General features: G+C 70.1%; 10 protein-coding genes. 8 read left to right on the plus strand and 2 right to left on the minus strand.

What is annotated here, in order from left to right:
* Both CH341_RS22035 and CH341_RS22040 read left to right on the plus strand, forming a co-directional pair.
* Positions 1–459 (plus strand): HAD-IIIA family hydrolase (locus CH341_RS22035; RefSeq protein WP_146604573.1); only part of this gene is annotated, 459 nt, incomplete at its 5' end.
* 58 nt (positions 460–517) lie between these two features.
* On the plus strand, positions 518–1135 hold the full coding sequence (locus CH341_RS22040) for a flavin reductase family protein (protein WP_111421125.1): 618 nt from the start codon (positions 518–520) through the stop codon (positions 1133–1135).
* A 22-nt stretch (positions 1136–1157) separates the two neighbouring features.
* Here CH341_RS22040 and rfaE1 read toward each other — a convergent pair whose 3' ends face one another.
* A complete protein-coding gene (rfaE1, locus tag CH341_RS22045; protein WP_111421126.1) occupies positions 1158–2675 on the minus strand; it encodes a D-glycero-beta-D-manno-heptose-7-phosphate kinase in 1518 nt (505 codons plus the stop codon).
* Between the two features lie 145 nt (positions 2676–2820).
* Positions 2821–3816 (minus strand): ADP-glyceromanno-heptose 6-epimerase, encoded by a 996-nt coding sequence (gene rfaD / locus CH341_RS22050; protein ID WP_111421127.1) that lies wholly within the window; start codon positions 3814–3816, stop codon positions 2821–2823.
* A 143-nt stretch (positions 3817–3959) separates the two neighbouring features.
* Between rfaD and waaF the strand changes: the two genes are divergently transcribed.
* The 6 genes from waaF to hpnA all read left to right on the plus strand — a co-directional run bounded on the left by waaF (position 3960) and on the right by hpnA (position 11146).
* A complete protein-coding gene (gene waaF / locus CH341_RS22055; protein WP_111421128.1) occupies positions 3960–5030 on the plus strand; it encodes a lipopolysaccharide heptosyltransferase II in 1071 nt (356 codons plus the stop codon).
* A gap of 604 nt (positions 5031–5634) precedes the next feature.
* Entirely contained in the window at positions 5635–6702 is a 1068-nt protein-coding gene (locus CH341_RS22065; RefSeq protein ID WP_111421130.1) for an Ldh family oxidoreductase, read from the plus strand.
* 200 nt (positions 6703–6902) lie between these two features.
* Positions 6903–7880 (plus strand): Bug family tripartite tricarboxylate transporter substrate binding protein, encoded by a 978-nt coding sequence (locus CH341_RS22070; RefSeq protein WP_210208524.1) that lies wholly within the window; start codon positions 6903–6905, stop codon positions 7878–7880.
* Positions 7881–7996: 116 nt separating this feature from the next.
* On the plus strand, positions 7997–8545 hold the full coding sequence (locus CH341_RS22075; protein WP_111421132.1) for a tripartite tricarboxylate transporter TctB family protein: 549 nt from the start codon (positions 7997–7999) through the stop codon (positions 8543–8545).
* 9 nt (positions 8546–8554) lie between these two features.
* Positions 8555–10063 (plus strand): tripartite tricarboxylate transporter permease, encoded by a 1509-nt coding sequence (locus CH341_RS22080; RefSeq protein WP_111421133.1) that lies wholly within the window; start codon positions 8555–8557, stop codon positions 10061–10063.
* A gap of 63 nt (positions 10064–10126) precedes the next feature.
* Positions 10127–11146, plus strand: a complete 1020-nt coding sequence (gene hpnA / locus CH341_RS22085) for a hopanoid-associated sugar epimerase (protein ID WP_111421134.1) — start codon at positions 10127–10129, stop codon at positions 11144–11146.
* Positions 11147–11234 lie beyond the last annotated feature (88 nt).

Here is an 11234-nt window from a genome sequence, read left to right on the forward strand (position 1 = left end):
GCCGGCTTCGTGCTCGCCGCGATCACCAACCGGGCCCAGGTGGCCCGCGGCGACGTGAGCTTCGACCAGCTCGACCGCATCCTCGGCCGGCTGGAGGCCCTGCTCGCCGCCGAGGGCGGGTATCTCGACCGCATCTATGTCTGCCCGCACCATCCGGGGCCGTTCCCGCACGGCGTCCCGGCGCTGACCATCGCCTGCGACTGCCGCAAGCCCGGCACGCTGCTGTTCCGCCGCGCCTTCGACGAGCTGCCGATCGACCCGGCGCGCGCCTGCATGATCGGCGACAGCACGCGCGACATCATGGCGGCGCATGCGGTCGGTCTTCCGGGCTACGGGGTGCGCACCGGCTACGGCTGCCGCGACACCGGCCGGGCCCATGACGGCCTGAACGGCACGCCCGACCGGATGTTCGCCGACATCGGCGATGCCGTGGATGCAGTGCTGTCCCGCCAGCGCTGAGCCGGACGCAACGCTGCCATGGCTTGCGGACCGGCCGTCGCCGCGTACGCTTGCCGCCATGAGCGACCATCATTTCTACGAGACCGCCGCCGGCCACGGCCTGCCGCACGATCCGTTCAAGGCGATCGTGGCCCCGCGCCCGATCGGCTGGATCTCCACCGTGAGCCGGGACGGCGTCCCGAATCTCTCGCCCTACAGCTTCTTCAACGCGGTCTGCGACGGCCCGCCGATGATCGCCTTCTCGTCGGCCGGCTGGAAGCACAGCGTCGCCAATGCCGAGGCCACCGGCGAGTTCGTGTGGAACCTCTCCACCCGGGCGCTGGCCGAGAAGATGAACGCCTCCTCGGCGATGGTGCCCGAGGACGTCGACGAGTTCGTTCTGGCGGGGCTCGAGGCGGCGCCGTGCCGGCTGGTCCGGGCGCCCAGGGTCGCGGCGTCACCGGCGGCGTTGGAATGCCGGGTCGTCCAGATCATCGAGCTGAAGACTCTCGCCGGGGGATCGAGCGGTCATTGGCTGACCATCGGCCAGGTGGTCGGCGTCCACATCCGGCGCGAGTTTCTGAAGGACGGGCTGTTCGACACCGGCGCGGCGCACCCGATCATGCGGGCCGGCTATCGCGACGAGTATGTCGAGGCGACGCCCGAGACGATGTTCCGGATGATGCGCCCGCGCTGATCAGACGGCGCGACGCCGCGCCTCACCGCGGCTTCGCCGCCTCCGGCAATGCCGGGCCGCCGGCCCGATCGGGGGCCTTGCCGGACTTCTTCAGGATGCCGGTGGTCGAGTGGCCCGGCACGATGTCGACCAGCACCACCTCGCCGCCGTCGGCCTCGACGATTTCGTGGCCGACCACTTGGTCGACCCGATAATCGGAGCCCTTGACCAGCACGTTGGGGCGCAGCCGCCGGATCAGCTCGATCGGCGTGTCCTCCTCGAACACGGCGACGAGGTCGACGGCCTCCAGGGCGGCGAGCACGTCGGCGCGCGCGACCACGTCCTGGATCGGCCGGCCCTCGCCTTTCAGGCGCTTCACCGAGGCGTCGCTGTTGAGGCCCACGACCAGGCGGTCGCAGGCGGCGCGGGCCCGGCTGAGCACCCGGACGTGACCGGGATGGAGGATGTCGAAGCAGCCGTTGGTGAAGCCGATGCGCAGGCCTTCCTTTCGCCAGGCGGCGACACGCTCGGCCAGCACGGCGTCGTCGAACACGATCTTCTCCTCGGAGGCGAGCGCCGCCGCCGGCAGGAGCTGCGAGCGCAGCTCCAGCGCCGAGGCGGTCGCGGTGCCGCGCTTGCCGACCACCACCGAGGCCGCCGCGTTGGCGGCCCGCATCGCCGCCTCGAAATCGGCGCCGGTCGCGATCAGCAGCGCCAGCACGGCGACGACGGTGTCGCCGGCGCCCGACACGTCGCGCACCCGCACCGGATTGGCCGGCACGTGCACGGGCTGGCGCAGCGCCTGCTTCAGCAGCATGCCCTCCTCGCTCAGGGTGACGAGCAGTGCGTCGCACTCGGCGGTGCGGCGCAACTCCTCGGCCGCCGCCGCGATGTCGTCGAGGCCGGCGAGCGGCCGGTGCGAGGCTTCGCCCAGCTCCTTGCGGTTCGGCGTGATCAGGGTGGCGCCGCGATAGACCGAGAAGTCCCGGCCCTTGGGATCGACCACCACGGGCTTGCCGAGCGCCCTCGCCCGCTCGATCACGGCACGCACGACGCGCGGCGTGAGCACGCCCTTGGCATAGTCCGACAGCACGACCGCATCGGCCGCGGGGAGCGCCGCCTCGACATGGGCGATCAGCGCGTCCTCCACGGCGGCCGGCACCGGGGAGACGCGCTCCCAGTCGGCGCGCAGCAGATGGCTCGAATAGTGCTCGGAGACGAAACGCAGCTTGCGGATGGTCGGCCGCTCGCAATCGACCACGAGCTTCGGCTCGACGCGTCCCGCGTGACGATCGAACGCCGCCCGCAAGGTCTCGCCGGCGGCGTCGTCGCCCACCACGCTGACGAAGACGCAGCGTGCGCCGAGCGTCGCGAGATTGCAGGCGACGTTACCGGCGCCGCCGATCAGCGTCTCCTCGCGCCGCACCGCGATCACCGGCACGGGCGCCTCCGGCGACACCCGCGAGACCTCGCCGTAGACGAACTGATCGAGCATCAGATCGCCGATGCAGATCACGGTCTGCCCGGGGATGCGCGACAGGAAGATTTCGAAATCCAGCATGGGATCTGTTCCGAATCTTGCCGCGGTCATTCCGGGGCGGCGCGCAGCGCCGAACCCGGAATCCAGCAGCGAACTCTGCATTCGTCGCTGGATTCCGGGTTCGCACCTGCGGTGCGCCCCGGAAGGACGACGGAGATGATCGGCCTCACCTGTACGGGTCCGCCCGGTCGAGATAGGCGGTCACGTAGCGGCCGACCGCGTCCTCGAGGGAGGTGAAGCCGCCGTTGTATCCGGCGCGGCGCAGCTTCTCGACCGAGCTCTGGGTGAAGTACTGGTACTGGTCGCGGATCGAGACCGGCATGTCGACATAGTCGATCTGCGGCGGCTTGCCGAGCGCCGTGAAGGCCGCCGTGATCAGATCGCGAAAACTGCGCGCCTCGCCGGTGCCGACGTTGAAGAGGCCCGACACGGACGGCGTGTCGAGGAACCAGCGCAGCACCGCGACGGCGTCCTCGACGCAGATGAAGTCGCGCCGCTGGTCGCCGTCGGCGATGCCGTCGCGATGCGACTTGAACAGCGTGACGGTGCGGCCCGCCTTCACGTCGGCGAAGCGCTTGGACACCAGGCTCGCCATCTCGCCCTTGTGATACTCGTTCGGCCCGAACACGTTGAAGAACTTCAGGCCGACCCATTGCGGCGGCAGCGGCTCGCCGCGCGCCTGCCGGTTCTTCAAGGCGAGATCGAAGAGCTGCTTGCTCCAGCCGTACAGATTGAGCGGACGCAGCTTGCGCAGCGCCGAGAGATCCTCGTCGTCGACGAAGCCGCCGTCGCCGTTGCCGTAGGTCGCCGCCGACGAGGCGTAGATGAACGGCGTGCGGGTCTCCGTGCACCAGTCGAGCAGGCGCAGCGAGAGGCGGAAGTTCGAGTCCATCACCTCGTCGCCGTCGCGCGCCGTGGTGTCGGAGTTGGCGCCCATGTGGACGACGGCGTCGAGCTTGCGACCGGCCAGCCGGCAGTCCTCGAGCCAGCGCGCCAAATCCTCGGGCGGGACGAAATCGGCGATCTCGCGCTTGGCCAGGTTCTTCCACTTGGCGTCGGTGCCGAGCCGATCGTTGACGACGACGTCGGTGCGGCCGGCCTCGTTGAGGCTCGCCACCACGTTCGACCCGATGAAACCCGCCCCACCCGTCACCAAGAACATCGTTCAGCGTCCCGCCGTCCCGGCGCCGGTCGGCCGGACCGGTTCCCTAGCCCCCTCGCAGGGCGTTGCGCAACGGTATTTCCGCGCCCCCGGGGCGGAGCCCCCTGGACTTCCGGCCCGGGCCGGGCTAGCGGCTCGGGCGCATGACGCTGCCGCCCTCATTCCCGACGACTGCCGACCCTGCCCGCACCGGCGGTCGGCCGCTGCTCATCGTGCCGTACATGTGGATCGGCGACTTCGTCCGCTGCCACAGCGTGGTGCGGCTGCTGAAAGCGCAGGACCCCGACCGACCCGTCGACGTCCTCACCAGCGCCATGGTTGCGCCTCTTCTCGATTACATGCCCGGCGTGCGCAAGGGAATCGTCTGGGATCTTCCGCGCGGCCGGCTCGCTTATGCGGAGCACCGGGCGCTGGCGGACGCCTTGCGCCCGGAGGGCTACGGCCAGGCCCTGATCATGTCGCGCAAGTGGAAGGCGGCGCTCGCGCCGTTCCTGGCCGGCATCCCGGTGCGGACCGGACTCTTGGGCGAGATGCGGCTCGGCGTCGTCAACGACCTGCGGTTCGGCGAAAAGTCGCTGCCCCGGATGATCGACCAGTGCGCCGTGCTGGCGCTGCCGAAAGGAGCGCCGCGCCCGGCCGAGTGGCCCGTGCCGGAGCTGGCCGTGCCGGCTGCCGAGATCGCCGCCTGGCGGCAGCGGATGGGGCTCCCGGGCGACCGTCCGGTCGCCGCGCTCGCCCCCGGCGCCGTCGGCCCGTCCAAGCGCTGGCCGGCGGAGCGCTACGGCGAGGTCGCCCGCAGCCTCGCGGCCGAGGGGCTCGACGTCTGGGTGCTGGGCGGCCCGGGCGAGACGCCCCTGGCGACCGAGATCGCCGGCATCGGCGGCGAGCGGGTGCGCGACCTCACCGGCACGGACCTGCGCAATGCCATATTGGGGCTCGCGGCCGCCGACGTCGCGGTGTCGAACGACTCCGGCCTCCTCCACGTGGCCGCCGCCATCGGCACGCCGACGGTCGGCATCTTCGGCCCGACCAGCGCATGGCACTGGGCGCCGCTGAATCCGATCGCCGCCACCCTCGAGACCACGACCGTGGTGCCGTGCCGGCCGTGCCACAAGCCGACCTGCCGCATGGGCCACCACGCCTGCATGCGTGACATTCCGGCCGCGACCGTGCTCGACGCGGCGCTGCGCGCGACCCGCAGCGTCACGACGTGACGCGACCCCGCACGATGTCATGACGGCACCGCGATCCCGCCGCCGAACGGACACGCCGCATTCGCATTGATCTCCTGGGCGAGCCTGCCGGCACTGCCGGCCAACACCGAGGAGACACGATGCGACGATGGATTGCGACGACGTTCGCGTCCGCCCTGCTGCTGTGCGGACTGGGCGCACTGCCGGCAGCGGCGACTCCGCTGCTTCCTGCCGCCGCCGCGGCGGCCCCGCAAGCTGCGGGAGCCGGCGACGTCATCGAGGCCCGATACCGAGTCTACCGCCGTCACCATGTCTACCGTGGGCACCACCGGCGGTGGCATCGGCCGCACGTCTACCATCGTCCTTACTGGCGCCCGCGCGTCTATCATCGCCATCATTGGCGGCCGCGCGTCTACCATCGTCATCATCACTGGCGGCGCTGGTGATCTCGACGTGAGGTCGGGGCCGTCGCAGCGCGCGGCGGCCCCGTTTCGTGTCAGGACTGCTGCCGTATCCGTGGCGCTCCCGATTGGCCCGAGCGTCGTGGTGCTGTAGGACCGTCACGTCGTGTCGATTGCCGACGACCCGCGTCCGCGTGTCAGGCAACCGCGGATCGGACGTGCCTATGACGAGTCCCGGCGACGACGCCTGCCGCATCTCTTCCGGCCGTCTTCTCGATTTCGCGACCGCCGTCTACGTAGCGCTCGGCATGGCCGCCGACGATGCGCATCTGTGCGCCGACACGCTGGTGCAGGCCGACCTGTGGGGTCACCAGAGCCACGGCGTGCTGCGCCTGCCCTGGTACGCGGCGCGGCTGAAGACCGGTGCCTGCGATCCGCGGGCCCGCCCCGAGATCGTCGTCGACGCCGGCGGCATCGCCGTGATCGACGGCCACGAGGCGATGGGCCAGGTGGTGGCGGCGCTGGCAGCGCGCGAGGCGATCGCGCGCGCCAAGCAGCACGGCATCGCCGCGGTCGCGGCGCGCAACTCCAATCATTTCGGCACCGCGATGTATTTCACCCTGCAGGCGCCGCCGGCCGGGTGCATCGCGTTCCTGTCGACCAATGCGAGCCCGGCGATGGCGCCGTGGGGCGGGCGCAAGAAGACGGTCGGCACCAATCCGTGGTCCTGGGCGGCGCCGGCCGGCGATCGCGCGCCGCTGGTGCTCGACATCGCCAACACGGGGGTCGCGCGCGGCAAGGTGTATCTGGCCCGCCAGGAAGGCCGGCCGATCCCCGAAGGCTGGGCCATCACGGCCGACGGCGCGCCGACCACCGACCCGTCCGAGGCGATCGCCGGGCTGATCCTGCCGATGGCGCAGCACAAGGGCTACGCCATCGCCCTGGTGATGGACGTCCTCTCCGGCGTGCTCACCGGCAGCGGCTTCGGCACCGGCGTGCACGGACCTTATCAGGCCGAGCAGCGGAGCGGCGCCGGCCATCTGATGATCGCGATCGACATCGCCGCGATCCAGCCGCTCGATACGTTCGCGGCCCGCATGGACGAGCTCGTCGCGTCGCTGAAAAACGTGCCGACCGCGCAGGGCTTCGACGAAATCCTCTATCCGGGCGAGCGCGAAGCGCGCAACGATGCGGAGAACCGGCGGCTCGGCATCGCGCTGCCGGCCGACACGCGCGCCGATCTGACCAGGCTCGCGGGCGAGACGGGCCTCTCCGCTGCCCTTCCGTTCTGACGAGGATGCCATGATCACGGGCACGCGACGTCTTCGCAGATGCGAACACGACCGGCACGGCGCCGCACGACGCCGGCCGTAAGGTCCACGTAAGGATTCAGGATGCCCCGCGCTTGACGAAAACCATGACCTGCTTCAACGGAGCTGATAGCGGTGTGAGCCGCATGCTCCAGCCACCGTCGCTGGAAAGGAACCCATCCATGACACGATACGTGCTGATTCTTGCCGGAGTTGCTCTCGCGGGACCGATGATGGCCGAGCCGGCGGCCGCCTGGGAGCCGAAGGGACAGGGCGAGTGCATCGCCCCCGCCAATCCGGGCGGCGGATGGGACATCACCTGTCGGACCATCTCGTCCGTGCTGCAGAAGACCGGCGGCTTCAAGGGCTCGATCTACGTCACCAACATGCCGGGCGGCAGCGGCGCCGTGGCGATCGCCAATGTCGCGACCAAGCGCAAGGGCGACACCAACCTGATCGTCTCGGCCTCCAACGCGCTCACCTTCACGGTCGCGCTCGGCCGCACGCCCTACACGTTCAAGGAAGTGATGCCGCTGGCGCAGGTCGGTGCCGAGCTCGGCGGCTTCTTCGTGACGGCGGACTCCAAGTACAAGACGCTGGCCGATGTCACAGCGGCCATGAAAGCCGATCCGAAGTCGGTCACCTTCTCGGGCGGCTCGGCGCCGGGCGGGCAGGATCACATGAAGGTCGCGCTGTTCGCCAAGGCGATCGGCGTCGAGCCGACCAAGGTCGTCTACGTGCCGTTCCAAGGCGGCGGCGAGGCGCTCACCTCCATGCTGGGCGGCCACACCCAGGTGGCCGCGCTCGACATCTCCGAGGCGACCGGCCAGCTCGAAGCCGGAAAGATCCGCGGCCTCGCGGTGCTGTCCGACAAGCGTTCCACCAAGTTCCCCGACATCCCGACCGCCACCGAGCAGGGCGCCCCGGTCAACTACGTGATCTGGCGCGGCTACTACATGGCCCCCGGCGTGCCGAAGGAGGCCTACGACTGGTGGCTGGAGACGATCAAGAAGACGGTCGCCACTCCGGAATTCGCGGCGGAGCGCGAGAAGTTGGGCTGGGAGCCGACCACCCGGTTCGGCGACGACTTCGTCAAATACGTGAACGACGAGGCCGCCCAGTACAAGATCCTGCTGAAGGAGCTCGGCTTCCTGAAATAGGCCGGAGGGCCGCCGGGCCGGACGGTCGCCGTCCGGCCCGGATCCGCCGCCGGCGTGGCATCGTCACGCCGCCGCGCGCGGACACCGAACGCACGAACGTGCAAGGAACGCGCTTCATGGACATCGCCGCCCGCGGGTTGCTCCGGACCCGCATCGAAGGCCTCGTGATCCTGCTGGTCGCCGGCGGATATCTCTGGGAGACCTTCAACATCCCGGACTTCTACCAGCTCCCGGACACGCCGGGGCCGAAGACCTTCCCCGAGCTTCTCGGCCTGGTGTTCGCCGTCATGGGCCTGTGGCTGCTGATCTCCCCGAGCGACATCATGGCCCGCATCCGTGCGAAGCGCGACGGAACAGCGGCGGCCGTGGCGGCCGAGCCCTCGGCCGCGGCGCCGAGCGGCGGCCTGCTCGCCCGCATCGGGCTCGACTGGCACTTCGTCGCGCTGTGGGCCGTGGTGCTGGCCTATCTCTGGTTCATGCCGGATCTCGGCTTCCCGGTCGCGACCTTCCTCCTGCTGGTGCTGTTCACCCGCCTGCTCGGCGAGCCGCGCTGGCACGTCCTGATCGGCCTCGCGCTGGCGGTCACGATCGTCGTCTATGTCGGCTTCAAGTACGGGCTCAACGTCCGGCTTCCGCTCGGCGTCCTCGAATTCCTGCCGATCTAGGGGCGATCCATGTTCGACCAACTGCTCAACGGCTTCGCCACCGCCCTGCTGCCGCTCAACCTGCTGATCGCGCTCTGCGGCTGCCTGGTCGGCACGCTGATCGGCGTGCTGCCGGGCCTCGGCCCGACCGCCACGCTCGCCATGCTGATCCCGCTCGTCTTCAGCATGCCGCCGGCGACCGCGCTGATCCTGCTCACCTCGGTCTATTACGGCTCGATGTACGGCGGCTCGACGACCTCGATCCTGGTCAACATCCCGGGCGAGTCCGCCTCGGTGATCACCACGATCGACGGCCACAAGATGGCCATGCAGGGACGCGCCGGCCCGGCCCTGGCTGTCGCGGCGATCGGCTCGTTCATCGCCGGCACCTTCGCGGTGCTGATGCTGACCTTCGTCGGCGCGCCGATCGCGCGTTACGCGCTGCTGTTCGGGCCGGCCGAGTTCTTCGCCCTGATGGTGTTCGGCCTGTGCACGGTGGCGAGCCTCACCGGCACCAACGTGACCAAGTCGATCATCGCGACCTGCCTCGGCCTGATGATCGCGACGATCGGCATCGACCTCGTCTCGGGTGCGGCACGCTTCACCTTCGGCAACCCGTTCCTGCAGGACGGCGTCGACTTCGTCGTGGTGGCGATCGGCATGTTCGCGCTCACCGAGGTGGTGATCACGGCGCGCGAGGTGCACGCCGGCACGCGGGCCCAGATCGTCAAGGCCGACAAGGTGTGGATCTCGTGGTCCGAGTTCCTCTACAGCCTGCCGGCGATCGTCCGCGGCACCGTGTTCGGCTTCGTCATCGGCATGCTGCCGGGCGCCGGCGCGACGCTGTCGACCTTCATCGCCTACAATCTCGAGAAGCGGCTCTGCAAGAATCCCGAGCTGCTCGGCACCGGCGACATCCGCGGCGTCGCCAATCCGGAGTCGGCCAACAACGCGGCGAGCGGCGCCTCGCTGGTGCCCCTCCTCACCCTCGGCCTGCCGGGCGGCGGCGCCACCGCCGTGATGCTGGGCGCCCTGATGATGCTCGACATCACGCCGGGGCCGCTGATGTTCGAGAAGCACGGCGCCATCGTGTGGACGTTGATCGCCAGCATGTATGTGGGCAACACGCTGCTACTGCTGCTCAACTGGCCGCTGGTCAACGTCTTCGCCCGGGTGATGCGGATCCCGCCCAAATTCCTGATGCCGACCGTGCTGGTGATCTCCACCATCGGCGTGTGGTCGCTGAGCTACAGCGCCGTCGACCTGGTGCTGACCGGCGCCGCCGGCGTGCTCGGCTACTACATGCGGGTCCACAAGTATCCGGTCGAGCCGCTGATCCTCGGCCTGATCCTGGGCGGACGCCTCGAGCAGGCCTATCGTCAGGCACTGATCATCTCGGCCGGGTCGAACATGATCTTCGTGGAGAAGCCGATCTCGCTCGGCCTCCTGATCGGCGCCGCGCTGTTCCTGTTCCTGCCGATGCTGCTCAAGCGCTCGAAGCAGTTCGTCGCCGCCCAGGAGAGCGCCGAGGCGGCCTGACGCTCGACCACGGATCCGATCCGGCCGAAGCCCGGCGCCTCGCGGCGCCGGGCTTTTTCGTCTATGAGACGCGGAACGAGAGGGAGAAGCATCTTGGCCGACGTCGTCCTGGTCACCGGAGCCAGCGGGTTTCTGGGCGCTGCCGTCGCCGCCGTGCTGCGCCGCGAGGGATTCCGCCTGCGGGTGCTGGTGCGGGCGACGAGCCCGCGCCAGAATCTCGATCCCGCCGACGAGATCGTCACCGGCGACCTGACCGACCGCGCCTCGCTGGCGCGCGCCATGGCGGGGGTGCGCCACGTGTTCCACGTCGCCGCCGACTATCGGTTGTGGGCGCCCGACCCGTCGGTGCTGTTTCGCGTCAACGTGGACGGCACCCGCCTGGTGATGGAGGAGGCGCTGCGCGCCGGCGTCGAGCGCGTCGTCTACACGTCGAGCGTCGCCACCCTGCGGCTGGCGACCGGAGTGGTCGCCGACGAGACCATGCCGCTCGACGCGGCCGACGCGATCGGCGCCTACAAGAAGAGCAAGGTTTTGGGGGAGCGCGTCGTCGAGGAGATGGTGGCCCGGGAGAAGCTGCCGGCCGTCATCGTCAATCCGTCGACGCCGATCGGCCCGCGCGACGTCAAGCCGACGCCCACCGGCCGTATCATCGTCGAGGCGGCCTCGGGCCGCATGCCGGCCTTCGTCGACACCGGCCTCAACCTCGCCCACGTGGACGACATCGCGGCCGGGCACCTGCTCGCCTTGCGGCGAGGCGAGGTCGGCGAGCGCTACATCCTGGGCGGCGAGAACGTGTATCTCCGCGACATGCTGATCGAGATCGCCCGACGTGTCGGGCGTCGGCCGCCGTCGATCGAGCTGCCGCGCCGCGCCCTCTTCCCGCTCGCCTGGGCGGCCGAAGGCGTCGCCAAGCTCACCGGCCGCGAGCCCTTCGTCACCGCCGACGGGCTGCGACTGGCGAAGTACCGGATGTTCTTCGACGACGCCAAGGCGCGCCGCGACCTGGGCTACACCTCGCGCCCCTGGCAGGACGGCATCGCCGACGCGCTCGCCTGGTTCCGGCAGGCCGGGATGGTGGGGTAGCCCTCGTCATTCCGGGGCGCCGCGGAGCGCGAACCCGGAATCCAATCACGAGGATGGCGTTCGACGCTGGATTCCGGGTTCGCGCCTA

It is taken from the genome of Rhodoplanes roseus, from assembly GCF_003258865.1.
In the GTDB taxonomy this organism is placed as follows: Bacteria; Pseudomonadota; Alphaproteobacteria; order Rhizobiales; family Xanthobacteraceae; genus Rhodoplanes; species Rhodoplanes roseus.